General features: G+C 64.1%; 16 protein-coding genes. 12 read left to right on the top strand and 4 right to left on the bottom strand.

The genetic code is table 11. The annotated features are described in order from the left end of the window. The first annotated feature begins 4 nt into the window (after positions 1-4). The 4 genes from CAG22_RS19220 to CAG22_RS19205 all read left to right on the top strand — a co-directional run bounded on the left by CAG22_RS19220 (position 5) and on the right by CAG22_RS19205 (position 7,827). On the top strand, positions 5-3,184 hold the full coding sequence (locus CAG22_RS19220) for an efflux RND transporter permease subunit (protein WP_085705969.1): 3,180 nt from the start codon (positions 5-7) through the stop codon (positions 3,182-3,184). Continuing rightward, positions 3,181-4,596 carry an efflux transporter outer membrane subunit gene (locus CAG22_RS19215; RefSeq protein ID WP_085588522.1) on the top strand — a complete coding sequence of 472 codons (1,416 nt, stop codon included), beginning with the start codon at positions 3,181-3,183 and terminating at the stop codon, positions 4,594-4,596. The genes CAG22_RS19220 and CAG22_RS19215 overlap by 4 nt, the downstream gene beginning before the upstream one ends. Before the next feature lie 478 nt (positions 4,597-5,074). After that, on the top strand, positions 5,075-6,130 hold the full coding sequence (locus tag CAG22_RS19210; RefSeq protein WP_085665732.1) for a tetratricopeptide repeat protein: 1,056 nt from the start codon (positions 5,075-5,077) through the stop codon (positions 6,128-6,130). A gap of 80 nt (positions 6,131-6,210) precedes the next feature. Continuing rightward, positions 6,211-7,827, top strand: coding sequence for a response regulator (locus tag CAG22_RS19205; RefSeq protein ID WP_085705968.1), 1,617 nt, complete (start codon positions 6,211-6,213; stop codon positions 7,825-7,827). A 6-nt stretch (positions 7,828-7,833) separates the two neighbouring features. On the opposite strand, the gene CAG22_RS19200 is transcribed toward CAG22_RS19205, so the two are convergent. Next, positions 7,834-9,897 carry an ATP-binding protein gene (locus CAG22_RS19200; protein WP_085705967.1) on the bottom strand — a complete coding sequence of 688 codons (2,064 nt, stop codon included), beginning with the start codon at positions 9,895-9,897 and terminating at the stop codon, positions 7,834-7,836. A 174-nt stretch (positions 9,898-10,071) separates the two neighbouring features. Between CAG22_RS19200 and CAG22_RS19195 the strand changes: the two genes are divergently transcribed. Both CAG22_RS19195 and CAG22_RS19190 read left to right on the top strand, forming a co-directional pair. Then, a complete protein-coding gene (locus tag CAG22_RS19195) occupies positions 10,072-10,752 on the top strand; it encodes a type 1 glutamine amidotransferase domain-containing protein (protein ID WP_085705966.1) in 681 nt (226 codons plus the stop codon). 133 nt (positions 10,753-10,885) lie between these two features. Then, positions 10,886-11,671, top strand: coding sequence for a CSS-motif domain-containing protein (locus tag CAG22_RS19190; RefSeq protein ID WP_256573533.1), 786 nt, complete (start codon positions 10,886-10,888; stop codon positions 11,669-11,671). A 39-nt stretch (positions 11,672-11,710) separates the two neighbouring features. Here CAG22_RS19190 and hppD read toward each other — a convergent pair whose 3' ends face one another. After that, the gene (gene hppD, locus CAG22_RS19185) at positions 11,711-12,787 is read right to left on the bottom strand and encodes a 4-hydroxyphenylpyruvate dioxygenase (protein WP_085705965.1); all 1,077 of its coding nucleotides are present in this window, start codon (positions 12,785-12,787) and stop codon (positions 11,711-11,713) included. 299 nt (positions 12,788-13,086) lie between these two features. Between hppD and CAG22_RS19180 the strand changes: the two genes are divergently transcribed. Continuing rightward, positions 13,087-14,673, top strand: coding sequence for an EAL domain-containing protein (locus CAG22_RS19180; RefSeq protein WP_085588510.1), 1,587 nt, complete (start codon positions 13,087-13,089; stop codon positions 14,671-14,673). Positions 14,674-14,705: 32 nt separating this feature from the next. Then, a complete protein-coding gene (gene rarD, locus CAG22_RS19175) occupies positions 14,706-15,593 on the top strand; it encodes an EamA family transporter RarD (RefSeq protein WP_085705964.1) in 888 nt (295 codons plus the stop codon). Here the strand turns inward: rarD and CAG22_RS19170 are convergent. Next, positions 15,556-17,127: a TerC family protein gene (locus CAG22_RS19170; RefSeq protein WP_085705963.1), complete on the bottom strand. Its 1,572-nt coding sequence runs from the start codon at positions 17,125-17,127 to the stop codon at positions 15,556-15,558. The genes rarD and CAG22_RS19170 overlap by 38 nt on opposite strands. Before the next feature lie 395 nt (positions 17,128-17,522). On the opposite strand from CAG22_RS19170, the gene CAG22_RS19165 reads away from it, so the two are divergent. Then, positions 17,523-18,110, top strand: coding sequence for a LysE family translocator (locus CAG22_RS19165; RefSeq protein WP_085615474.1), 588 nt, complete (start codon positions 17,523-17,525; stop codon positions 18,108-18,110). 291 nt (positions 18,111-18,401) lie between these two features. Here CAG22_RS19165 and CAG22_RS19160 read toward each other — a convergent pair whose 3' ends face one another. Beyond that, positions 18,402-19,184 carry an AraC family transcriptional regulator gene (locus CAG22_RS19160; protein WP_085705962.1) on the bottom strand — a complete coding sequence of 261 codons (783 nt, stop codon included), beginning with the start codon at positions 19,182-19,184 and terminating at the stop codon, positions 18,402-18,404. Positions 19,185-19,346: 162 nt separating this feature from the next. Between CAG22_RS19160 and CAG22_RS19155 the strand changes: the two genes are divergently transcribed. The 3 genes from CAG22_RS19155 (at position 19,347) to CAG22_RS19140 (ending at position 25,519) form a co-directional block, all read left to right on the top strand. Then, positions 19,347-23,174 (top strand): leucine-rich repeat domain-containing protein, encoded by a 3,828-nt coding sequence (locus CAG22_RS19155; protein ID WP_085705961.1) that lies wholly within the window; start codon positions 19,347-19,349, stop codon positions 23,172-23,174. A 147-nt stretch (positions 23,175-23,321) separates the two neighbouring features. Continuing rightward, positions 23,322-24,941 carry an NADP-dependent glyceraldehyde-3-phosphate dehydrogenase gene (locus CAG22_RS19145; RefSeq protein ID WP_025339338.1) on the top strand — a complete coding sequence of 540 codons (1,620 nt, stop codon included), beginning with the start codon at positions 23,322-23,324 and terminating at the stop codon, positions 24,939-24,941. A gap of 110 nt (positions 24,942-25,051) precedes the next feature. Further along, complete coding sequence (locus tag CAG22_RS19140; protein ID WP_025339339.1) at positions 25,052-25,519, top strand: VOC family protein; 468 nt, start codon at positions 25,052-25,054, stop codon at positions 25,517-25,519. The last annotated feature ends 48 nt before the right edge of the window (positions 25,520-25,567 follow it).

Genomic DNA, 25,567 nt, shown 5'->3' with positions numbered 1-25,567 from the left:
ACCGATGAACTTCTCGAAATTCTTCATTACCCGGCCAATCTTCGCCGCGGTGCTGTCGCTGGTGCTGCTGATCGCGGGTTCGATCTCGCTGTTCCAGCTGCCGATCAGCGAATACCCCGAAGTGGTGCCGCCCACCGTGGTGGTGCGCGCCAACTTCCCCGGCGCCAACCCCAAGGTCATCGGCGAAACCGTCGCCGCGCCGCTGGAGCAGGCGATTACCGGCGTGGAGAACATGCTGTACATGTCCTCCCAGTCCACTGCTGACGGCAAGCTGACGCTGACCATCACCTTCGCTCTGGGCACCGACCTGGACAACGCCCAGGTGCAGGTGCAGAACCGCGTCACCCGTACCCAGCCCAAGCTGCCAGAGGAAGTGACCCGCATCGGTATCACCGTCGACAAGGCCTCGCCCGACCTGACCATGGTCGTGCACCTGACCTCGCCGGACAACCGCTACGACATGCTCTACCTGTCCAACTACGCCATCCTCAACATCAAGGACGAGCTGGCGCGCCTGGGCGGCGTGGGCGATGTGCAGCTGTTCGGCATGGGCGACTACTCGCTGCGCGTGTGGCTGGACCCGAACAAGACCGCTTCGCGCAACCTCACCGCCAGTGATGTGGTGGCTGCGATCCGCGAACAGAACCGCCAGGTGGCCGCCGGCCAGCTGGGCGCCCCACCCGCCCCGGGTTCGACCAGCTTCCAGCTGTCGATCAACACCCAAGGTCGTCTGGTCAATGAGGAAGAGTTCGAGAACATCATCATCCGCGCCGGTGCCGATGGCGAAATCACCCGCCTGAAGGACATCGCCCGGGTCGAACTCGGTTCCAGCCAGTACGCCCTGCGTTCGCTGCTGAACAACCAGCCGGCGGTGGCCATCCCGATCTTCCAGCGCCCAGGCTCCAACGCCATCGAGATCTCCGACGAAGTGCGGGCGAAGATGGCCGAGCTGAAGAAGGACTTCCCCGAGGGCATGGACTACAGCATCGTCTATGACCCGACCGTGTTCGTCCGTGGTTCCATCGAAGCCGTGGTGCACACCCTGTTCGAAGCGCTGGTGCTGGTCGTGCTGGTCGTCATCCTGTTCCTGCAGACCTGGCGTGCCTCGATCATCCCGCTGATGGCCGTGCCGGTATCGCTGATCGGTACCTTTGCCGTGATGCACCTGTTCGGCTTCTCGCTCAACGCGCTGTCATTGTTCGGCCTGGTCCTGGCCATCGGTATCGTGGTGGACGACGCCATCGTCGTGGTGGAAAACGTCGAGCGCAACATCGGCCTGGGCCTGAAACCGTTGGAGGCCACGCAAAAGGCCATGGGCGAAGTGACCGGGCCGATCATCGCCACCGCCCTGGTGCTGTGCGCCGTGTTCGTGCCTGCCGCGTTCATTTCCGGCCTGACCGGGCAGTTCTACAAGCAGTTCGCCCTGACCATCGCCATTTCCACGGTGATCTCGGCATTCAACTCGCTGACCCTGTCGCCGGCCCTGGCTGCCGTGCTGCTGAAGGACCACCATGCGCCCAAGGACCGGTTCTCGCGGTTCCTGGAAAAACTGCTGGGCAGCTGGCTGTTCGCCCCGTTCAACCGCTTCTTCGACCGCGCTTCCAACCGCTACGTCGGCGGCGTGCGTCGGGTCATCCGCTCCAGCGGCATCGCCCTGTTCGTGTATGCCGGCCTGATGGGCCTGACCTACCTGGGCTTCTCGTCCACCCCGACCGGTTTTGTACCGGCCCAAGACAAGCAGTACCTGGTGGCGTTCGCCCAGCTGCCTGACGCGGCCAGCCTCGACCGCACCGAAGCGGTGATCAAGCGCATGAGCGAAATCGCCCTGAAGCAGCCTGGCGTGGCCGACTCGGTAGCCTTCCCTGGCCTGTCGATCAACGGTTTCACCAACAGCCCGAACAGCGGCATCGTGTTCACCCCGCTCAAGCCGTTCGACGAGCGCAAGGACCCGAGCCAGTCGGCGGCGGCCATCGCTGCTGCACTGAATGCCCAGTTCGCCGACATCCAGGACGCCTACATCGCGATCTTCCCGCCACCGCCGGTACAAGGCCTGGGCACCATCGGCGGCTTCCGCCTGCAGATCGAAGACCGTGGCAACCTGGGCTACGAGGCGCTGTACAAGGAAACCCAGAACATCATCGCCAAGAGCCACAACGTGCCGGAACTGGCGGGCCTGTTCACCAGCTACCAGGTCAACGTGCCGCAGGTCGATGCCGCCATCGACCGGGAAAAGGCCAAGACCCACGGCGTGGCGATCACCGACATCTTCGACACCCTGCAGGTCTACCTGGGCTCGCTGTACACCAACGACTTCAACCGCTTTGGCCGTACCTACCAGGTCAACGTCCAGGCCGAACAGCAGTTCCGCCTCGATGCCGAGCAGATCGGCCAGCTGAAGGTGCGCAACAACCTCGGCGAGATGATCCCGCTGGCGACCTTCCTCAAGGTCAGCGACACCTCCGGGCCTGACCGGGTGATGCACTACAACGGTTTCATCACCGCCGAGATCAACGGCGCCGCGGCACCGGGCTACAGCTCCGGCCAGGCCGAAGCTGCAATCGAGAAGCTGCTGAAAGAGGAACTGCCCAACGGCATGACCTTCGAGTGGACCGACCTGACCTACCAGCAGATCCTCTCGGGCAACACTGCGCTGTTCGTGTTCCCGCTGTGCGTACTGCTGGCCTTCCTGGTGCTTGCCGCCCAGTACGAAAGCTGGAGCCTGCCGCTGGCGGTGATCCTGATCGTGCCGATGACCCTGCTGTCGGCCATCACCGGGGTGATCGTGTCGGGTGGTGACAACAACATCTTCACCCAGATCGGCCTGATCGTACTGGTGGGCCTGGCGTGCAAGAACGCGATCCTGATCGTCGAGTTCGCCAAGGACGAACAGGCCAAGGGGCTCGACCCGCTGGCTGCGGTACTGGAATCCTGCCGCCTGCGCCTGCGGCCGATCCTGATGACCTCGATCGCCTTCATCATGGGTGTGGTTCCACTGGTGTTCAGCTCCGGTGCAGGTTCTGAAATGCGCCATGCCATGGGTGTGGCGGTGTTCTCGGGGATGATCGGCGTGACCGTGTTCGGCTTGTTCCTGACCCCGGTGTTCTTCTTCCTGATTCGCCGTTTCGTCGAGCGTCGCCAGGCCCGCAAGGCCGAACGCGCCCACTCGCTGGAGAGCCATGCATGAACCTGCTCAAACCCTTGACCCCGAGCCTGCTGGCGCTGGCCCTGGCGGCCTGCGCGGTAGGCCCGGACTACCAGGCGCCGGCCACCGAGCCTGCGCAGCTGGCCAGCGATGTACAAGCCAAGGCCTACGACCGTAGCCGTTTCGAGAGCCTGTGGTGGAAGCAGTTCGACGACCCGGTGCTGAACCAGCTGGTGCAGGCTTCGCTGGACGGCAACCGTGACCTGCGCGTGGCCTTCGCCCGCCTGAAGTCGGCCCGTTCGATCCGTGAAGACGCCGAGAACGACCAGTTCCCGGTGGTCACCAGCCGCGCCAGCAGCGACATCGGCAAGGGCCAGGTCCCCGGCCAGACCACGCAACGGGTGAACAGCGAGCGCTACGACCTGGGCCTGGACATGGCCTGGGAGCTTGACCTGTTCGGCCGCATCCAGCGCCAGATCGAAGCCAGCGAAGCCCAGGAAGCGGTAGCCGCGGCCGACCTGCAGCAGCTGCAGGTCAGCCTGATCGCCGAGTTGGTCGATGCCTACGGCCAGCTGCGCGGCGCGCAGTTGCGCGAGAAGATCGCCCTGGCCAACCTCAAGACCCAGCAGGAATCGCGGGCCATCACCGAAACCCTGCGCGATGCCGGCGTGGGCAACGACCTTGACGTGGTACGGGCCGACGCGCGCCTGGCCGGGGTCGAAGCCACCGTGCCGCAACTGCAGGCGGAACAGGCGCGGGCCCGGCATCGCATCGCCACCCTGCTCGGCCAGCGCCCCGAGGCGCTCAGCGTCGACCTGTCGCCCAAAGCCCTGCCGGCCATCGCCAAGGCGCTACCGGTGGGTGACCCGGGTGAACTGCTGCGCCGCCGCCCGGACATCCGCAGCGCCGAACGCCAGTTGGCGGCTGCCACCGCCAACGTCGGCGTGGCCACGGCCGACCTGTTCCCCCGCGTCAGCCTCAGCGGCTTCCTCGGCTTTACTGCTGCCCGTGGCTCGCAGATCGGCTCCTCGGCAGCCAATGCCTGGGCGCTGGGCCCGAGCATCACCTGGGCGGCCTTCGACCTGGGCAGCGTGCGCGCCCGCCTGCGCGGTGCCAAGGCCGATGCCGAAGGAGCACTGGCCAACTATGAACAGCAGGTGTTGCTGGCCCTGGAAGAATCGGCCAACGCCTTCAGCGACTACGACAAGACCCAGCAGCGGCTGCTGTCGCTGATGCGCCAGAGCGATGCCAGCCGCAAGGCGGCGGAACTGGCCTCGATTCGTTATCGCGAGGGTACGGTGGACTACCTGGTGCTGCTCGATGCCGAGCGTGAGCGGCTGAGCGCCGAAGATGCACAAGCCCAGGGCGAGGTCGAGCTGTACCGCGGCATCGTCTCCATCTACAAGGCCCTGGGCGGCGGCTGGCAGCCGGAGACTGTAGCCAGCGCGCGCTGATACACCCGTTTCAACGGCTCCTTTGGTTGGCTCCTCCCCCAACCGTTTGCCCCGCAGGCCTTGGTCCGCGGGGCTTTTTTATGCTGATTGAGGGTGTGTGCAGGGTGCATGCCTCTGAATCTTCAGCGCCTATGAGACCGAGCGCCGCCCGCGCGGCGCATCGCCGGCAAGCCAGCTCCCACATCTGTTTCGGGCCAGTCTCTTCTGTGCCTGGCGCGCGCGACCCCTTGTTTGTACGACACGATATCGAAGGTAGCGCTGCTGCTCTTCTGCAATCTCCAGCCATGCACCCAGGGTGCGAGTGCGCAGGAGGCAGGAGTAACTGGCCCGAAACAGATGTGGGAGCTGGCTTGCCGGCGATGCGCCGCGCGGGCGGCGCTCGGTCTCACAGGCGCAGAAAATGTCGAGACAGGCACCTGGTTGCAATTACCCTCCGGCTAGCCCAAGCTCTGCCCTTCCCGCCGCCACGGATCGTCCGATGCCCAGACGCCACCGCTACCTGATCGCCCTGCTGCTGTTGATCCTGGTATCGGCCCTGTTCGGCTACCTGTGGCGCGACACTCCGCCAGCCCCGCCAACCCTGCCCGCGCACAGCTACGCCAAGGCCCTGCGCCAGGCTCATGAGGGCCAACCTGGCGCTGCACGGGTGCTGTACCAACAATTGCAGCGCACCGACCTGCCACCCATCCGCCGAGCGGCCTTGTATGCCGAACTGCCCAACTACCCTTCGCCCCAGGCGTTGAAACTCGCCCGCCAGGACCTGGAACATGCCGACCCGCTGGTGCGCCGTGCAGCCATTGCCGGCATCCGCCGCCTGCTGCCGGCGGCGCAGCGCAGCCTGGTACTCGGCCCGCTGCTGGATGACGACGAGCAAAGCGTACGCTTTGCCGCGGTAGATGCCCTGCTCGGCCTTGCCCCGGATGACATCGGCCTGTATTTCGGCCCGCTGCAGGTCGCCTTGGAGCAATACCAGCAGGCTCTGGAGCAACAACCCGAAGACGCAGACGCCCAGGTCCACCTGGCGCGCCTGTACCTGCACGAAAACGACTACACCCTGGCCGCCACAGCCCTGCAACGAGCCCTGACGGTAGCGCCAGGCAACCTCGACGCACTGGCGACCCAGGTACGCCTGCTGGAACGGCAGGGCCATCACGACGCCTCGCGTCAGGTACTGGGCAAAGCCCTGGCGCTGAGCCCCGACTCGGCCTTTCTGCAGTACGAACTGGGGCTCTGGCTGAACCGCCACGAGCAGCGCGAATACGCCTTGCTGGCCTTGTCCCGCGCCGTCGAACTGGACCCGGACAACGCCGACTACCGCTATACACTGGCGGTCACCCTGCATGAACTGGAACAACTCGACGCCGCGCAAAAGCAACTGGAAACCGTGCTCAGCCGCCAGCCGGCCAATCGCCGGGCACGGGTGTTGCTGATCCAGTACTGGAAGGAAACCGGCCAGTTGCAGAACGTGCAGGTACTGCTGGCCGAACTGGAGCGGCAGAACCCGGACGACCCCGTGCTGCAACAGGGCCTGTAGGCAACGTCCGAAAATTTGTTGAACCCTGGGGCCGTGCCCAAGGTCCAGTGGATATCAGACCACCCTGCAGGAGAGTCGTTTTGGCCAGTTCGTTGGCGCTGGACGAACGTGCATTGATCCTGGCGCCCCCGCCAATAGCCGCGGATACTGCTCGCCTGCTCGCTTCTGCGGGCATCGACAGCCTGTGCGCGGTCGACCTGGCCAACCTGCAAGCCTGCCTGGCCGAAGGCGCGGGCCTGGCGATCATTGCCGAGCAAGTGTTCAAACAGGGCCCAAGCGCGTTGCTGCAGGCATTCATCGACCAGCAACCGTGCTGGTCGGACCTGCCCATCGTGCTGCTCGGTCAAGGGAGCCAAGCGGCCAAGAGCTCGACCAACCACCCGGTAGGCAACCTGTTCCTGCTGGTCGCACCGTTCGAAAACGCCCAGCTGCTGCACACGACCCAGTCCGCCCTGCGCAACCGGCGCCGGCAGTACCTGGCGCGCGACCAGCTGCAGGACCTGCAGCAACGCCTTGACGCCCAGGCCGCGCCTCCCGGCGAAGACCAGCAGCGCAGCGAGTTCGCCCGCCACCAGACGCGCAAGATGGAGGCCATCGGCCAACTGGCCGGGGGGGTCGCCCATGACTTCAACAACCTGCTCACCAGCATCGGCGGCAGCTTCGAGCTGATCGACCGGCGCTTGCGCCAGGGCCGCAGCGATGGCCTGGACAACGTGCTGCGCATGGGCCGCGAGGCGGTGTCACGCGCCGCCCGCCTGACCCACCGCCTGCTGGCTTTCTCTTCCCGGCAATCGCTGCACAGCCAGCAGGTCGACCTGCACGACCTGCTCCAGGCCAAGCGTCTGAAGGCTTGCCTGAGCCCGGCAGTGAACCTGCACGTGCAAATCGCCAAGGGCCTGTGGTCGGTCGAAGCCGATGACCAGCAGTTGCAGGAAGCCCTCGACAACGTGCTACTCAATGCCTGCGAAGCCATGCCCAGTGGCGGCCAGCTGCGCATCGAGGCAAGTAACCAGCACATCGGTGCCGGGCAATTCCCCGGCGGTGCCCTGTGCGCCGGCGACTATGTACGCCTGCGAATCGTCGATGACGGCCAGGGCATGGCGCAAAGCACGCTGGAGCATGCCTTCGAGCCGTTCTTCAGCACCAAGGCGATCGGCCAGGGCATCGGCCTGGGCCTGTCGATGGTGTACGGCTTCAGCAAGCAATCCCACGGCCATGTCACCCTGCACAGCCAGATCGGCCAAGGCACCCGGGTGGACCTGTACCTGCCGCGCCATGTCGACCAGGACCAGGCACCGGTCAAACCCGTGCAGCCCGTGCGAGGCTACCAGGGCCATCACGTGCTGGTGGTCGAGGACGACCCGCATGTACGCCAATTGCTATGCCAGGCCCTGCGCGAGGATGGCTTCGCCTGCCACAGTGCCGCCGACGCCAACGAGGGCCTGAAGGTTCTGCGTTCGACACAACCGGTGGATCTGCTGGTCAGCGATGTCGGCTTGCCCGGCATGAATGGCCGCCAGCTGGCCGAGATTGCACGCAACCTGCGCCCACGCTTGCCAGTACTGTTCATCACCGGCTATGCGGAAACGGCCATGGCCCGCGAGGGTTTCCTAGAGGCGGGCATGCACCTGATCTGCAAGCCCTTCGAGCTGAAGCAGCTGCAGGCCCAGGTGACCCAGATACTGGGCAAGCCCTGAACCGCTTCACTCCTCGAGCATGCGTAGCGCCTCATCCACCAGGTCCGCCAGCGCGAACGGCTTGTTCATCAATGCCGTGCCCGGCTGCTCGAGCAACTGCGCTTCGATCGGCTGACCCGCATAGCCGGTGATGAACAGGATCTTCTGCAACGGCAGCTGCATGCGCATGGCCTTGGCCACCTGGCGGCCACTGAAACCACCCGGCAAGCCGATGTCGGTGATTACCAGGTCGAACGGGCCGTCATGGCGGAAGCGCTCCAGCGCACTATTGGCGTCGCCCACATCAATGACCTCGAAACCACGCTCGTTCAGGTACTCGCGCATCACCGCACGCAAACCGAGCTCGTCATCGACCAGCAACAGGCGCTGCCCCCCGGCCAGGCGCTGCGAGCGCTGCACCAGCGCGGGCGCCTCGGGTAGCGGGTCATGGCACCTTGGGAAAAGCATGCAGACCTTGGTGCCCTGGTTCGGCTCCGACTCGATCCAGGCGTAGCCCCCCGACTGGCCGACAAACCCATACACCATCGACAAGCCAAGCCCTGAGCCACGCCCGACCGGCTTGGTGGTGAAGAACGGTTCAAAGGCCCTGGCAATGTCCACCGCCGGCATGCCGCGGCCATCATCCTCCACATGCAAGGCAACGTAGTCGCCTGGCGGCAGGCCGCCCTCATCCGGGAAACACGTCGTCAGCCGCTGGTTGACACTGCGCAGCGTGACATTGCCGCGATCCAGGCACGCTTCGCGGGCGTTGGTGCAAAGATTGATCAAGGCATTTTCAAGCTGGGAAACATCAAGGTTCACCGCCCACGGCGTGACATCCAGCTGCCAGTGCAAACGCATCTCGGCGCCCAGCGTGCTGCGCAGCAGTGGTTCGCTCAAGCGCAATTGCCGGTTGAAATCCAGCGGCCTGGGCGCCAAAGGTTGATGACGGGAAAACGCCAGCAAGCGATGGGTCAGCTCCATGGCACGCTGCACCGAATCACGCGCCACCTCGACATAGGTCTCCACGCGCTCCAGCCGTCCTTCCTGCAGGCGCCGTTGCAGCAACTCCAGGCTGCCGCCGATGCCGGACAACAAGTTGTTCAGTTCATGGCCCATGCCCCCGGCCAACTGGCCAACCACTTCCAGGCGTTCGTTGTTGCGCATCAGGGCTTCGGATTGACGCGCGGCCTCTTCATGCTCCTCGGTGATGTCCCGCCCAACGGCAGTCAGCAGGCTGCCATCGAACCGCGCACTCCAGCGAAAACAGTGGTAATGGCCATCGCAGTGACGCAGGCGCGTCTCTATCTGCTCGGCATTGCGGTATTGCAGGCACCCGGAAACGGCCACCTCAACCTCGGCGCGATCGGCCGGATGTACCAGGTCCAATACCGGAACACCCTGTACCTGCTCCTCGGCCCAGCCCAGAATGCGGTACCAGGCGGGGTTGGCGGCATGCACCTTCAGCTCGGGCGTAACCGTCATCATTGCATCACGCGACAACTGCCAGAACTGCTCGCGCTCCACCAGGTGTCGCTCGACCTGCTGCTCGAAGCTTTGCGCCTGCTCGCGCCAGTGGCGGTGCGCCTCGACGCTGGCCGTGGTCTCGATCACCGCGTGCAGAAAACCTGCCACGTTGCCCAGTTCATCGCGCAACGGTGTGTAGCCGAACGCATACCACAACGGCTCCCCGCCTTCGCCGCAGCCAATACGCAGTGGTGGGTCCTCGACAAAACTCGAGTGCCCCTCAAGCGCCTTGAATACCCACGGCCCCATCGCCGGCCATACATCGCTCCAAAGCGCATCGAAGGCCATGCCCAATGCATCCGGGGCAACCGGCCGCAACGCCCGGTAGCCAGCATTGTGGACAACGTTGAGGTCTGGCCCCCAGACCACGGCACACGGGAACGGTGACAAGTGCATCATGTCGACGGCAATGCGCAACGAGGCCGGCCAGCGCGGCAGCGGCCCGAGCGATGTGCGTCCCCAGTCGAACTGTGCAATCCGTTCGCCCATGAGGTCGGCCGGTGGTACAGGCGCCTGCAGAATGACTGTCGACGCAGGCTCGCGCGGCGTACCGTTTTCGACCACTATCGTGACTCCAGCATGGTTCAGGAAAAGTTCGGGCGCCCCGTGAATGTGGTTCACGGTAGCACAACACACGCCACGCAATATGGCGTACTTGCACCTGAGAGCTATGCTCATTAGGTTTTCCCTCGGGCCAGGGAGCAACGGCCCATTCAGGTTGCCGACGGGAGCGTGGTCATGAGCAAGAAAATGCTGGTGGTGCTGACCAATACAGCCAAGTATCCGACCCTCAAACGGGCGACCGGGTTGTGGCTGGGGGAAGCCGTGCACTTTGTCGAAAAAGTCGAGAAAGCCGGTTACACGGTCGATTATGTCAGCCCGCTGGGCGGCTACGTACCCGTCGACCCGCATAGCCTGCAAATGGCCCCCGACCTGGACTGGCAGTGGTATGACGACAAGCGCTTCATGGCCCGCCTGGGCAACACTTTGAGCCCTGGCCAGGTGAAGGCCGATGAGTACCGCGTCATCTATTACACCGGCGGGCACGGGGTGATGTATGACTTTCCCGACAACCAGCCGCTGCAAGACCTGGCACGCCGGGTCTACGAGAACAAGGGCATAGTCGCAGCGGTCTGCCATGGTGTTGTCGGGCTGCTGAACATCAAGCTCAGCGATAACAGCCTGTTGCTCAAGGACCGTCAGGTGACCGGCTTCTCCAATACCGAGGAGAAACTGGTCGAACTGGACAAGGTGGTCCCCTTCCTGACGGAAAACGAACTGGGCGCGCGCGGCGGCAACTACAGCAAGCATGATGACCCGTGGCAACCGTTCGTCGTGTCCGATGATCGTCTGATCACCGGGCAGAACCCCGCCTCCACAGCCCAGCTGGCCGAAAAAGTGCTCGCCAAGCTGAAGTAAAGCCGACAACGAGGTTCCGCTTTTCTGTGAAGTTGCAACACTTTTGGCCTACAGCCGGAGGCGTCATCAAGCACATAGGATCAGCGCTGACCTGTTCAACCCGAACAGCAAGGTTCTACGGAGCGGCGGTCCTATGGCAGCAATACCGAGTCTCGGCATCAACTGGCGGAAACTACTGCTGATATTGTCCATCGGCGCAATACCGGTGCTATCCGGGTTACTGATGATGGACTATCAGTTGCAAAGAAAACTTGAAGAGAATGCCAAGGTTTCTGTTCAGGAGGCGATTTTCAGCATCGACCAGGCACTGGGCCGCATGGAAGGCGATCTGGACCTGATCCTGCCATTGGCAGGCAAGCCCTGTGACGAAGCGCTCGGTACGCTGGAGCAGAGAGTCGCCAACAGCCCGCACCTTCGCTCATTGATACTCACCCGCGACCAACAAGCCTATTGTGCGACGGACATGGACCCTTTGGCGTATAACTCGGCATTTGCCCTGTCCGGACGGCAGACGGAGCTGGCATTCGACGCGCCATCGTCGCCTAACGCGGCGATCATCAAGATCCAGAGACCGCACAGCGACCCCGGGATAATCGCAACCGCATACGGTCGACAGTTGCGTGACGAACTGCGTGCTTTCCAGGACGGCCTGACATTGCTTCTGGAATTCAACGACCTGTATATCTGGAGCGAGGGAGATAGCCGCGACGCACGACGCCCCTCCCAGGCCGAATTCACCGAGCGAACGGTATCCCAGAAATATGGCTACATGGTGATCGGCGGCTACCCCAAAGGGTACGCCGCCCAGGAGTTTCGCCTATCCCTGCACCAGGTGCTGCCCTCGCTGGTACTGGTCGGGGTCGCCAGCATGTTCATCATGTACCTGGGCCTGACCATTTCGGGCAAGAAGAAGGGTTGATACCGCCGCCATCGAATCGTGACGGCGGTACTCTCGGGATCAGTCGGTGCTCAACACACCACGGCGTACCTGGTCGCGCTCGATCGATTCGAACAGGGCCTTGAAGTTGCCCTCGCCAAAGCCGTCGTCACCCTTGCGCTGGATGAACTCGAAGAACACCGGGCCGAGCAAGGTCTCGGAGAAGATCTGCAGCAGCAGGCGCTTGTCGCCAGGTTGGGAGGCGCCATCGAGGAGGATGCCGCGTGCTTTCAACTGGTCTACCGGCTCGCCGTGACCTGGCAGGCGCTCTTCGAGCATCTCGTAGTAGGTTTGCGGCGGTGCAGTCATGAAACGCATGCCGAAGCCCTTGAGGGCGTCCCAGGTCTTGAGCAGGTCATCGGTCAGGAAGGCGACGTGCTGGATGCCTTCGCCGTTGAACTGCATCAGGAACTCTTCGATCTGCCCGGAGCCCTTGGACGATTCTTCGTTCAGCGGGATACGGATCATGCCATCCGGTGCGGTCATGGCACGCGAAGTCAGGCCGGTGTACTCACCCTTGATGTCGAAGTAGCGGATTTCGCGGAAGTTGAACAGCTTCTCGTAGAAGCCGGCCCAGTACGACATGCGCCCGCGATAAACGTTGTGGGTGAGGTGGTCGATGATCTTCAGGCCGGCACCCACCGGGTTGCGGTCCACACCCTCGATGAACTTGAAGTCGATATCGTAGATCGAGCTGCCTTCCTCGAAACGGTCGATCAGGTACAGCGGCGCACCGCCGATACCCTTGATCGCCGGCAGGCGCAGCTCCATCGGCCCGGTTTCGATTTCCACCGGCTGGGCGCCCAGTTCCAGGGCGCGGGCATAGGCCTCGTGGGCGTTGCGCACGCGGAACGCCATGCCGCATACCGACGGGCCGTGTTCGGCGGCGAAGTACGAGGCGATGCTCTTGGGTTCGTTGTTCAGGATCAGGTTGATGTCACCCTGACGATACAGGTGCACATCCTTGGAACGGTGGGTAGCCACCTTGGTGAAGCCCAGCATCTGGAATACCGGCTCGAGTACGCCAGGGGTCGGCGAAGCCAGTTCAATGAATTCAAAGCCCATCAGGCCCATTGGATTGTCGAAGATATCAGCCATGTTCGTGTCCTCATCTGCAGCGAAAAATTATTGATTGCGTGGGATGTGGCACGGAAACGGCGGTGAGCACGGGATACCCCGCACGCTGCGGGCGAGGAAGTCACCTATTATCAGCTTGAACCCATGGTATGTCATATGGACCCATTCTCGGCGGGCTTGATCCTTCGGTATCGAAGGACCTTATTGTTGTATTCGTAAATCGATTCTACATTGCGTAAAATGGTTTGTCGCGCTTTAGTTGCTCACGGCTTCCGACAAGCGGCTATCCTCTCGTAATCCTTCCTACAGATCAGGTCAGCATGCCCCTTACCGTCAAACGCCGCGCCGGCTTCGGCTGGCGCACCCTGTTGCCCTGGGTCGTCGGCGTGCTGCCGGTGGCGTGCGGCCTGGCCGTGATGAACTGGCAGATCGAGCGCGAAATGCAGGCCAGCAGCCAGGCCACCGCCCGCCAGGTGGTGGAACACGTCGAGCGCATTCTCGACAACCTGTCCAGCGCTGCCAATGCCCTGCTGCCACTTGTCGACAGCCCGTGCGACGAGGCCCAGCTCATGCTGCGCGCCCAGGTCACGCGCAAAGCCTTCGTGCGCTCGACCAACCTGTTCCGGCACAACGCCCTTTATTGCACCTCGCTGTTCGGCGCATTCGACGAGCCGGTCAACCCCGGCGACTACATCGACGGCAAACTGTGGCTGATGGATGGCAACTCGGTCACCCCGGGCCACCCGCTGCTGGTGTATCGGGCCAGCGACGGCGACCGCGGCGCGATCAGTACGGTGGATGGCGAACACCTGCTGACGGCGCTGCGCCTGATCGGCCCCGATGAAGAGCTGCAGATCCGCGTGGGCGATGCCTGGCTGGGCAAGGATGGCATCGTGCACAAGGGCGTGCCCCCTGCCGCGGCCAGCGCGAATGTGCAGCTGGGCTCGACCCGTTACCCGTTCAGCGTGCATGGCGGCTACGGCGCCGACAAGCAGGGCCAGCTGTGGCGCAGCCACTACCCCGCCCTGTTCGGCTTGCTGCTGGTACTGGGCGCGGTGGCCGCCCTGGTGTGCCGCTGGCAGGTTCGCCGCGCCACCTCGCCCCGTGCCGAACTGCGCCGGGCCCTGGAGGCCGACGAGTTCCTGCCGTACTTCCAGCCGGTGGTGCGCAAGGGCGATTACCGCTGGGCCGGCGCCGAAGTGCTGATGCGCTGGAACCACCCGCGCGAAGGCCTGGTACGCCCCGACCTGTTCATCCCCTACGCCGAACACAGCGGGCAGATCGTCGCCATGACCCGTGCGCTGATGATGCACACCGCGCAGAACCTGGCACCCTATGCCGGGCTGCTGGAGGACGGTTTCCATATCGGCATCAACATCACTGCCGACCACTGCCGCGACTTCAGCCTGCTGGACGACTGCCGCACCTTCCTCCAGCACTTCCCGCCAGGCCGGGTGGTGCTGACCCTGGAGCTGACCGAGCGCAAGCTGATCGAGGCCACGCCGGTGGCTCTGGAACTGTTCGAAAAGCTCGACGCCATGGGTGTGAAGATTGCCCTGGACGACTTCGGCACCGGCCAGTCAAGCCTCAACTACCTGCGCCAGTTCAAGGTCGACTACCTGAAGATCGACCAGAGCTTCGTCGCCATGATCGGTGCCGACGCGCTGTCGGTGCACATCCTCGAGACCATCATCGAGCTGTCGGCCAAGCTGGGCCTGGGCATCGTTGCCGAGGGCGTGGAAACCGAAGCCCAGCGCGATTACCTGGCCCGTCACGAGGTGGACTTCCAGCAGGGCTACCTGTTCGCCAGGCCCATGCCGGCTGCCCAATTCCTCGAGGCGCTGGCGGCACGCCCGGCTGCGTCGCGGTTGCCGCAAGCCGCGCCCCCTGAGATCATGCGCGGCTGATCCACCCGCTCAATTCCCTATTCGAGGCATTCGTGTCAAAAGGCATTCTTTCGTCGGTCATGGCGTCCTGTCTGTTCGCCGTGATGTACTTCTATACCTCTCTGCTCACGCCGCTCGATGGCGAAGAGATCTTTGGCTGGCGCAGCCTGTTGACGCTGCCCTGCCTGACCCTGTTCATGCTTGTCTCGAAAGACTGGAAACGGGTGGGTGAACTGCTTGCCCGGGTAAAACGCACGCCGCTGCTGTTACTGGGCATGGTCGCCACATCGTGGCTGATGGGCGTGCAGCTGTGGCTGTTCCTCTGGGCACCCCTGCACGGGCGCAGCCTGGAAGTGTCGATGGGCTACTTCCTGCTGCCGCTGGCCATGGTCCTGACCGGGCGGCTGGTGTATGGCGAGCGCCTGTCACGCCTGCAGAAGGTGGCCGTGGCCTGCGCCGCGCTGGGCGTGGGCCACGAGCTGTACCAGCATGGCAGTTTCGCCTGGGAAACCCTGGTAGTGACGATCGGTTACCCGATCTACTTCGTGTTGCGCAAGCGCTGCCGCACCGAACACCTGGGCGGCCTGTGGTGCGACATGTGCCTGCTGTTGCCCTGGGCGTTGTACTTCGTGATCCAGGGCCCGCTTTCCCCTGCCGATCTGCAGGCACACCCTGGGCTGTATGCGTTGATCCCGATCCTCGGGGCGATCAGCGCCTCGGCCCTGATCGCCTACGTGCTGGCCAGCCGCCTGCTGCCGTTCAGCCTGTTCGGCCTGCTCAGCTACGTCGAACCGGTGCTGCTGGTGGGTGTGGCGCTGCTGCTGGGCGAAACCATCGGCCCGGATCAGTGGCTGACCTACCTGCCGATCTGGGCCGCGGTGCTGGTGCTGGTGATCGAGGGCTTCAAGCACCTGCTGCGTCAACGTCGCCGCTCGGTGTAAGCCGAACCTGGCGCACCCGCCGCTCCTCGACCGCCTCCACGGTCAGCGTCCAGCCATTCCAGGCCAGGCGGTCACCCACCATGGGCAGGCGGTCGAGCAGGCTCATCACCAGGCCCGCGAGGGTCTGGTAGTCCTCGGTGGCGCGGGCGCTGAAGCCGGTACGCGCCTGCACCTGGCTCAGGTTCAACGCACCGCTGACCACAAAGCCTTCACCTTCCTGGACGATGCCCGGGCCTTCGACCTCGCTGGCATCCGGCAGCTCGCCGGCAATCGACTCGAGGATATCGGTCATGGTCAGCAGGCCGGTGAAGTCACCGAACTCGTTGACGACGAAGGCGATGTGCGTCGACTGGCCTCGCATCTGCTCCAGGGCGTTGAGGATGCTGAAGCTTTCCAGGAGGTTCAGCGGTACCCGGGCCATGCCTTCCAGATCGGGCTGGCTGCCCGACAGCAACTCCTTGAGCAGCTCCTTCTTGTGCACGAAGCCCAGCGGCTCGTCCACGCGGCCATAGCGGATCAATGGCAGGCGCGAGTACGGCGAATTGGCCAGGGCCTGGGCAATCGCGTCGGCCGGCTGCGCCAGGTCGATCACATCGACCTCGGCGCGGGCGGTCATCACCGTGCGGATCGGCCGCTCGGCCAGGTTCAGCACGCCACTGATCATCACCCGTTCACGGCGGTCGAACAGCACCTGCTCCTCACCGCCTTCGACCAGGTCGGCGATTTCCTCGCCCACCTCGTCAGCCTCGACCCGACGGCCACCCAGCAGGCGCAGCACGGCATGCGCGGTGCGCTCACGCAGTGGCCGGTGCTGCTGCAGGCTGCGCTTGCGGCGGGCACGGGCCAGCTGGTTGAACAGCTCGATCAGGATCGAGAAGCCGATGGCCGCGTACAAGTAGCCTTTCGGGATATGGAAGCCCAGGCCTTCGGCGGTAAGGCTGAAGCCGATCATCATCAGGAAGCCCAGGCACAGCATGATCACCGTAGGGTGGGCGTTGACGAAGCGGGTCAGCGGCTTGCTGGCAACGATCATGATGCCGATCGAGAAGATCACCGCGATCATCATCACCGACAAATGCTCGACCATGCCCACCGCGGTAATCACCGCGTCCAGCGAGAACACCGCATCGAGCACCACGATCTGCGCAACGATCGGCCAGAACGCAGCATGGCGCACCGCGCCACTGGCCTGGGTCACATGGCCTTCCAGGCGTTCGTGCAGTTCCATGGTGGCCTTGAACAGCAGGAACACGCCACCGAACAGCATGATAAGGTCACGGCCGGAGAAGCTCTTGTCGAACACCTCGAACAACGGCGCGGTCAGGGTGACCATCCACGAGATACTGGCCAACAGGCCCAGACGCATGATCAACGCCAGGCTCAGGCCAATGACCCGCGCGCGGTCGCGCTGATGCGGCGGCAGCTTGTCGGCGAGGATGGCGATGAACACCAGGTTGTCGATACCCAGCACCAGCTCGAGGACGATAAGCGTCAGCAGGCCCAGCCAGGCCGTGGGGTCGGCTAGCCATTCCATTAGCGGGTACTCACGAGGGCAGCGTCACGAGGACGGGAGAAGGAAGGACTTGAAGGCCGGGGACTGGGGGGTTCCGCGAAGGTGCTCATATGGACCTTGATAGCAAATTGGGAAAACGATCCTACAAGTACAGCAGCTCTCCGTAATAGCGCAAAACTATTACAAAACCTGTAACAACCTTATAGGAGCGGCCTTGTGTCGCGATCGGGCCGCACAGCGGCCCCAGCTAATGATGCAGCGCTGCTGAAACCCGGGGGCCGCTGTGCGGCCCGATCGCGACACAAGGCCGCTCCTACACAAAAATGCGCTGGCCGGGCGTGGGGTACTTTTCTTCAATACCGCAGGCTGTCGATGCCCGAGCATGGAAGCCACCCTCAACCAAACGGATCCCCCTCATGAGCCTGTCCCTGTCCATGGCCGCTTTCGCACTGGCGGCCTCGATCTCCCCCGGCCCGGTCAACATCGTTGCGCTGGGCAGCGGTGCCCGTCATGGCCTGCGTGCCAGCCTGGCGCATGTGGCTGGCGCCACGCTGGGCTTCTGCCTGTTGCTGGTGCTGGTCGGCCTGGGCCTGCATCAGTTGTTGCTGCGCTGGCCTTTGCTGGGCCTGCTGTTGCACTGGGGCGGCGTGGCGTTCCTGCTGTACATGGCATGGAAGCTGGCCAGCGACGATGGGCAGTTGGGCAATGCCCATCCCGCCCAAGCCCCCTCGGCCTGGCACGGCGCGGCGATGCAATGGCTCAACCCCAAGGCATGGCTGGCAGCGGTGGCCGGGGTTGGCGCCTACACCGGCGGCGAGCAGCAGTTGCTGTGGCTGTTTGCCTGGATCTACGGGCCGATCTGTTTCATTTCGGTGGCCAGCTGGGCGTGGGCCGGGAGCGTGGTTCGCCAGTACCTGGGCAACCCACGGCACATGCGCCTGCTGAATCGGGGCTTGGCGGTGCTGCTAGTGGGCAGCGCGGTTTATCTGGTCATTCAAGGCTAGCTGCACCAGCCCTATCGCTGCCCTCAAGACCTGCGCAGTACCTGTGGGAACAACTGTCTTGCTTAAATTCTAAAAGTTGGCGCAATCCCCTGTGGGAGCGGCCTTGTGTCGCGAAAGGGCTGCAAAGCAGCCCCAGCAATTTCAACTACTGCGCATCAATCCTGGGGCCGCGTTGCGGCCCTTTCGCGACACAAGGCCGCTCCCACAGGTACAGCGACAACCTCGAGAGCAACGCAGTACCTGTAGGAGCTGGCTTGCCGGCGATAGGGCCATCACAGCCAAAATGGCAATTCAGCCGAATGCATTGCGGTAATGCCCCGGCGTCGCTGCCAAGTGCTGCTTGAAGGCCCGCTGCAGGTGCGCCTGGTCGGCAAACCCGGCCTCCTGCGCAACTTCGGCGATTGCCCGGCCCTGGCGCAGTTGCGCCCTGGCCAGCTGCACGCGCTGGTCGAGCAGGTAGCCATGCGGCGTCAGGCCGAAGCGTTGGCGGAACGCGCGAATCAGGTAGGAACGCGACAGGCCGCAGGCCGCGCTAATGTCGTCCAGGCTCAGCGGGTCGCCCCGATGGGCGCGTATGAACGCTGCCGCCGCGTCCAGTCGCGGGTTGCCCTCGTCGTTCACGCTGGCATTACCGCCAAGCATGCCCGGCAGTGCGCCAAACAGTGCCGCCAGGCGGCCTTCGCGGTCCGGCACGCTGGCATCGAACAGGTCGGCAAAGGCCTGCAGCAGGCACCGGTACAATACCGGCGAGCTACTCCAGGCCTGGGACGGCAAGGCAAACCCCAGCGCCTGCAACCAGGGCATGTCGACGAACAACATCAGGTAGGACCATGGCTCCCCGGCGATGGGGTTGCAGGCGTGCACCACGCCTGGGTTCATCAATACCGTGGCACCAGCCGCCACCTCGATGCACTGGTCACCGTACAGGTAGGTGCTGCGCCCACCCGTGATCACCCCGATGGAAAAGCTTTCGTGGGAATGCGCGGCGTAGCACACCTGGCGCCCGTCCCCTACCCGCCGGGCTTCGACGAAGGGCAACGCCGGGTCGCGCCAGAACCGTGATACTTCGATCATCCCTCACCCCGCTCGCCGCTGCCATGCGCCTGGATACTACACGCTTGTCACGGAATCAGCAGGCAACCGCAGGCCATATATCCAACCCGCGTTATCCCATTACCACTTGGCCATCGATAAATACCGTTTGATGCCCCCTCTTTGCATGAAAGGAGCATCGACATGCCAGCCATCAACCCTCATCAACCCTTGCTCGAGGCGCAGCTGCCGCACTGGGCACGCCAGGTAACGCCCAATCAATGGGCCGCGTTGAAGCGAACCCAGATCGCCCCGTGGAAGGCGCAGGACTGGTTCGCCAATGCTGCCCCCGACCTGCGTGACACAGTGCATGCCAGCCAGGCGCGCCTGATGCAGGCGCAAGCAGCCTTGGCCAGCTCGCTCAAAGGCCTGAAACAGATCACTGAATTCGCCGAGCCATTGCTGCAACGGCGTCTTGCCGAACAAGGCTTTCACGCGCCGCTGCGCAATAGCCAACTGCTGCGGGTCGAGCGCAGCTGGCACTGGGCCGCCCTGCGCTATCTTTACCGCCATCGTCGCGACAACCTGCTACAGGCCGCCCTGCAGAACTTCGCCAGCGACGAGGTGTTCACCGCTGAAAGTGCCATTGCCCTGGGCGACAACATTCAGGTCACGCCGATTCTGGTACAAGGCTCCGCCCCCTTCGGCATGCAATCACCCGTCGCGCACTTTCCATTGCAGTCGGAGCATTATCAGGTGGAACGGCTGCCACTTGAGCCGGCCGCTTTCGCCGCACAGTGCCGTGACCTGGACCTGGGTGAGGCTTACCAGGCCCACCTGGAGCAACACCTTGCCCAGCCCGCTACCCGAGCCTTGGCCATCAGGGTACAGAAAGACCGCCTGCGCCTGGCGGCCGACCTTGCCTATCTGCGGCACCTGCTTGACGGCAGCACGCGCGATCAGGTCGAACAACTGTTGCAGGGTGGCGCCGTGGGGTGTTGGCAGTTGGCGCTATTCGGCACGCCCCTGCACGAGGTCATGCTGATCGATGCCGGCAGTGCGGGGCTGGCGCTGTACCTGCCCGGCCATGACCCGGCCCTGCGTCAATGCAGCAACCTGGACGCGGTACACGACACGCTGGCGACCTTGCTGCTGGAGCCCGATGCCCGCCAAGCCTTCACAGCGTACATCAGGCAGGACCAACGCACGCACTTTCTCGACCTGTTGCAGCAGAACCTCGACGCCACAGGCAACACGGCCTTTGACCGCCCTTGGCAGCGCGCAGTGCAAGCGGACCTGCGCCCCACACGCGTGGCCATCACGGCCGAACCTTTCGGCCACTACCAGGACCTGCACCTTGCCCGCCTCAAGCACGAAGCCAGCCTGCTGGCGGTTCCGACAGCCATGGCCGATGCCAACGCGCGAACCAGGCGCCTGGAGGAATGGGAAAGCCTTGGCCTGGATGCACTCGGTATTGCCGCGTTCTTCATTCCGGGTGCAGGCACCCTGATGCTGGCCGTCACCGCCTGCCAACTGCTCGGCGAGGCCTTCGAGGGCTACCAGGCCTGGCATGAAGGCGACCGTCACCTGGCACTGCGCCACCTGGAGGCGGTCGGCCTGAACCTGGCCCTGATCGGAGGGTTCGTGGCAGCGGGCAAGGTCGTGCCCAAGCTGTTCAACAGCCCGTTGATGGAAAGCCTGCAGCAAGTACGTGGCAACGACGGGCGCTACCGGCTCTGGAATGAAGACCTCACCCCCTACCGCAGTGCTGTGACACTGCCCGAAACCCTGCAGCCCAATGCACTTGGCCAATACTTGTACGAGGGCCGGTATTTCATCCGCATGGACGGCCAGCTCTTCGAACAACGCTTCGACCACGACCTGCAGCAATGGCGGGTCATTCACCCCGACACGCCCGACGCCTGGCAGCCACCGCTGACGCACAATGCCCAAGGTGCCTGGCGCGGCCAGCATGAACAGCCCGGCCAGTGGCAATTCGCGAAGCTGGCGCGCCGTCTCGGCCCGGCATATGCCGCGTTCACGCCAGAACAGCTGACGCAAGCCGGCCGCCTCTGCGGCATCGACGCCGCGCAGTTGCGCCGGATGCACCTGGAAGGCCGGCCAACGCCCCCGCTGTTGCTCGATGCCCTGCAACGCATGGCGGCACAGGCCGAGGTCGAGGCGTTGACCGACAAGGCCCCGCCGGGCCTGTTCGAGCGCCTCTACAACGGCAGCGCGCCCACCACCCCGTCAACGCAGAAACTGCTCGCTGCCTATCCGCGGCTTTCCCCTGCCCTGGCCACGCGTTTGCTGACACCGCTGGGCGAGGCTGAATCGCTCGCCTGGCAACAGCAGGGTCAGCTACCCATTCAGGTTCGCCAGGCACTGGAACAGGTGCACAGCGAGCTGCCCCTGGTACGCGCCCTGGAGGGTGTGCTTCAGCCAGCCCGAGCCAGCAGCGACAGCGAACGCCTGCTGTTCAGCGCCCTGGATGCCATGCCCGACTGGCCTGCGGATTTGCGCCTGGAGCTGCGCGGCGCAAGCCCCCAAGGCCCTTTGCTGGAGCATGTCGGCAGCGACCAGGCCAGCACCCTGCGCCGTGTGATCAAAACGGCCGAAGGCTATGAGGTCGACCGGGGCGAGCGCCCTGCACCTGGACCGCTTGATCCGGACCTCTGCCGTGCCATAGAGCAGGCACTGCCACGCTCGCATCGCGATACGCTGGGTATCCCGACGGCCGATGGCAGCTCGCTACGCCAGCGCGTACTGGGTTGGGTCGACCTGCACAGACAGACACTTGCGCAACGCCTCTGGGGTCATCGCGCTCTGCTGCGCAAGCCCATGGGCAGCTTGCGCGGCGGTCGGCCGCTTGACCCCGAACCGCCTCAGCCGCGCCTGGCAGGCTCGCTGGCCGGGGCCTATCGGCGCTTGTTCCCCGACGCCACCGACTGGGAGTTCGAAAACTGGCTCGGCAACGACGAGGACAACCCGTACGTCGATGACATTCGCTCACCCACACAGCGGCTGAACGACCTGCAGCAGCGTCTGGATACTTTGCGCCGCGACCTGCATGAATGGGCCCGGCCCGATCCGCAGCGCCCTCACCAGCGGCACCTGGCCATCCGCCCCATCCTCAACGTCTGGCGGCGGCTGTCGAGCATAGCGCTTGAAGGGGGTGGCAGCCTGCACAGCCTGGACCTGTCCGGCCTGGAGCTGGACAACCAGGCCCTGGCCAGCCTGGCCTTGCCAGACGACTTCACCCATGTGCAGCACCTGTCACTCAGCTACAACCGTTCGCTCAGCCAGTTGCCGGCCGAGTTCCATGAACGCTTTCCCAACCTCAAGCGCCTGCTGCTGAGCGACTGCCGGTTCGACACCGTGCCCCACCTGAGCAGCCCTGAACAGCTCGCCTGGCTGGACCTGGAAGGCAACCGCATTACCTGGAGTACCCAGGCCCAGCAGGCACTGAACCGCTGCTCCGGGCTCAACGTACTGGACCTTTCGGGCAACCCGCTGCTAGAGGCCCCGGACCTGCGCGGGCTGGGCTACCTGAGGACACTGTTCCTGAACGACTGTGCGCTCAGCGAGTTGCCGCAAGGCCTGGACCAGATGATCGAGCCCATCATCCTGGACATTGGCGACAACCAGCTGGTGCGGCTGCCAGAGGGTTTCAACCTGCCACGGCCAGTCGCAGAGGCGCTGCGCCTGGAAAGCGAATGGCTGGGCGCCCCCGTGGTTGCACAGATCGAAGCTTACAACGCTGCGCATCAGGTGGACCTGATGGTATGCGCAAGCGACTATCAGGAATTCTTCGAACAGACCGGCCCGGCAGAACTGGCCCTGTGGCAGCGCTTGCCGCTGCAATATCGGCGCGACCTCAGGCCCTTGCTTGAGCTTGAACCGTTTTTGTCCCACCCAAGGCAAGCCCGTGCAGAGTTCTGGCGGCGCCTGGCCCTGATCGAGGCAGACCCCGCCCTGCGTCAGCAATGGTTGACGCACCCACCGTACGACCTGTTCAACCTCCCGCTTTGACCGCCCCCGGGTGCCTGCCTGCACAACAGGCAGGCATTTGCCGCCATGTTAAGCCAGACTGGTGTTTTTCCGGCGGCCGGTGCATGCTCGCAGCTGAAGCGATTCACCCGGCTTGAAACCCGCCCAGCAATGTGAGGTGCAGTACCCATGGACCGTCTGCTCGATTCACTCTTCCCCAGCGCCGAGAACATCCCGGAAACCTGGCGCCTGGAAGCCCCCCTGGAACAACGCGACTATCTGGTGAACGGCGAGCTCAGGCGCTGGGACGGCCCCCTGGCCACGGTGCGCAGCCCGGTCTGGCTCAAGGAAGGCAACGATGAGCATCAGGTGGTGCTGGGCAGCGCCCCACTGCTCGATGCCGACACCGCGCTCACCGCCCTCGATGCCGCCGTGCAGGCCTACGACAAAGGCCGTGGCGCCTGGCCGAACATGCGCGTGGCCGAGCGCATCCAGCACGTCGAGACCTTCCTGGCACGCATGCGTGAACAGCGCCAGGCCGTGGTCAAGCTGCTGATGTGGGAGATCGGCAAGAACCTCAAGGATTCGGAAAAGGAATTCGACCGCACCTGCGACTACATCGTCGACACCATCAACGCCCTCAAGGACCTCGACCGCCGTTCCAGCCGCTTCGAGCTGGAACAGGGCACGCTAGGCCAGATCCGCCGTGCACCACTGGGCGTGGCCCTGTGCATGGGGCCATACAACTACCCGCTGAACGAAACCTTCACCACGCTGATCCCGGCGCTGATCATGGGCAACACCGTGGTGTTCAAGCCGGCCAAGTTCGGCGTGCTGCTGATTCGGCCGTTGCTAGAAGCCTTCCGTGACAGCTTCCCGCCAGGGGTGATCAACGTCATCTACGGCCGTGGCCGGGAAACGGTGAGCGCGCTGATGGCCAGCGGCAAGGTCGATGTGTTCGCCTTCATCGGCACGCACAAGGCCGCCAGCGACCTGAAGAAGCTGCACCCGCGCCCGCACCGGCTGCGCGCCGCGCTGGGGCTGGATGCCAAGAACCCGGGCATCGTGCTGCCCCAGGTGGACCTCGACAACGCCGTCGAAGAAGCAGTCACCGGTGCGCTGTCGTTCAATGGCCAACGCTGCACAGCACTGAAGATCCTGTTCGTCCACGAGGACGTGGTCGATGCCTTCCTCGACAAGTTCCAGCGCAAGCTGGCCGCGCTCAAGCCCGGCATGCCTTGGGAGCCAGGCGTTGCGCTGACGCCGCTGCCCGAGCCCGGCAAGGTCGACTACCTCGACGGCCTGGTCGCCGACGCCACCGCCAAGGGCGCACGCGTGCTCAACGAAGGTGGTGGGCACAGCCGTGGCTCGTTCTTCTACCCGGCCGTGCTGTACCCGGTGAAGAGCGACATGCGCGTGTACCACGAGGAGCAGTTCGGCCCGCTGGTGCCGGTAGTGCCCTACCGCGACCTGCAGACGGTGATCGACTATGTACTGGACTCCGACTACGGCCAGCAACTGAGCCTGTTCGGCAATGACCCGGCGACCATCGGCAGCCTGGTCGACATATTCGCCAACCAGGTCGGGCGCATCAACATCAACGCGCAATGCCAGCGCGGCCCCGACACCTACCCTTTCAACGGCCGCAAGAACAGCGCCGAAGGCACCCTGTCGGTACATGACGCCCTGCGTGTGTTCTCGATCCGCACCTTGGTCGCAACGCGCTTCCAGGAGGCCAACAAGGAACTGATCAGCGAGATCATTCGCAACCGGCAGTCGAGCTTCCTGACCACCGACTACATCTTCTGACCGCCGCGCTTATAGAGAATCGGTCTATCACCCCTGTCGATTTTCCATCCGCGCAAACGACTCTAAGCAACAGGGCGCCAACCGGCGCCCACTTCCAAGGAGAGTCGAACATGGCAGCCAAACCCATCCCCGAAGGCCAGCACAGCATCACGCCCTACCTGGCCATCAACGACGCCGCCAAGGCCATCGAGTTCTACAAGAAGGCCTTTGGCGCAGTGGAAATGTTCCGCCTCGATGCCCCTGGCGGCCGCGTTGGCCATGCCGAGCTGAAAATCGGTGATTCGTCGCTGATGCTGGGCGACCCCTGCGACATGGAAGGCGGCCTCACCGCCAGCCAGAAGCTCAGCGGCACAGGCGTGGGCCTGCACCTGTATGTCGAAGACTGCGACAAGGTCTACGCCCAGGCCCTGGCCGCCGGCGGCACCCAGTTGCATCCCTTGACCGACCAGTTCTACGGTGACCGCAGCGGCACCCTGAAAGATCCGTTCGGCAACATCTGGTTCGTTTCCACCCACAAGGAGGACCTGACCCCCGACGAAATTCGCGCCCGCGCGGCGAAGATGTTCGGTGGCAACTGAGCGGTAAGTTGAAAGCGGCGCGACTTTGCTTGAAGCTTGGGGCTCGTA

This window comes from Pseudomonas sp. B8(2017) (assembly GCF_002113575.1).
Classification (GTDB): Bacteria; Pseudomonadota; Gammaproteobacteria; order Pseudomonadales; family Pseudomonadaceae; genus Aquipseudomonas; species Aquipseudomonas putida_Z.
The sequence above is the reverse complement of the archived record's forward strand: the minus strand, read 5'-3'. Positions and strand labels throughout refer to the sequence as shown.

Bases quoted from the DNA above. Each gene is read 5' to 3' on its own strand.
- CAG22_RS19210 (WP_085665732.1), top strand. From the start codon at position 5,075: ATGCCCAGACGCCACCGCTACCTGATCGCCCTGCTGCTGTTGATCCTG.
- CAG22_RS19180 (WP_085588510.1), top strand. From the start codon at position 13,087: ATGCCCCTTACCGTCAAACGCCGCGCCGGCTTCGGCTGGCGCACCCTG.
- CAG22_RS19160 (WP_085705962.1), bottom strand. From the start codon at position 19,184: ATGATCGAAGTATCACGGTTCTGGCGCGACCCGGCGTTGCCCTTCGTC.
- CAG22_RS19165 (WP_085615474.1), top strand. From the start codon at position 17,523: ATGAGCCTGTCCCTGTCCATGGCCGCTTTCGCACTGGCGGCCTCGATC.
- CAG22_RS19190 (WP_256573533.1), top strand. From the start codon at position 10,886: ATGGCAGCAATACCGAGTCTCGGCATCAACTGGCGGAAACTACTGCTG.
- CAG22_RS19195 (WP_085705966.1), top strand. From the start codon at position 10,072: ATGAGCAAGAAAATGCTGGTGGTGCTGACCAATACAGCCAAGTATCCG.
- CAG22_RS19140 (WP_025339339.1), top strand. From the start codon at position 25,052: ATGGCAGCCAAACCCATCCCCGAAGGCCAGCACAGCATCACGCCCTAC.
- CAG22_RS19170 (WP_085705963.1), bottom strand. From the start codon at position 17,127: ATGGAATGGCTAGCCGACCCCACGGCCTGGCTGGGCCTGCTGACGCTT.
- CAG22_RS19215 (WP_085588522.1), top strand. From the start codon at position 3,181: ATGAACCTGCTCAAACCCTTGACCCCGAGCCTGCTGGCGCTGGCCCTG.
- CAG22_RS19145 (WP_025339338.1), top strand. From the start codon at position 23,322: ATGGACCGTCTGCTCGATTCACTCTTCCCCAGCGCCGAGAACATCCCG.
- CAG22_RS19155 (WP_085705961.1), top strand. From the start codon at position 19,347: ATGCCAGCCATCAACCCTCATCAACCCTTGCTCGAGGCGCAGCTGCCG.
- CAG22_RS19220 (WP_085705969.1), top strand. From the start codon at position 5: ATGAACTTCTCGAAATTCTTCATTACCCGGCCAATCTTCGCCGCGGTG.
- hppD (WP_085705965.1), bottom strand. From the start codon at position 12,787: ATGGCTGATATCTTCGACAATCCAATGGGCCTGATGGGCTTTGAATTC.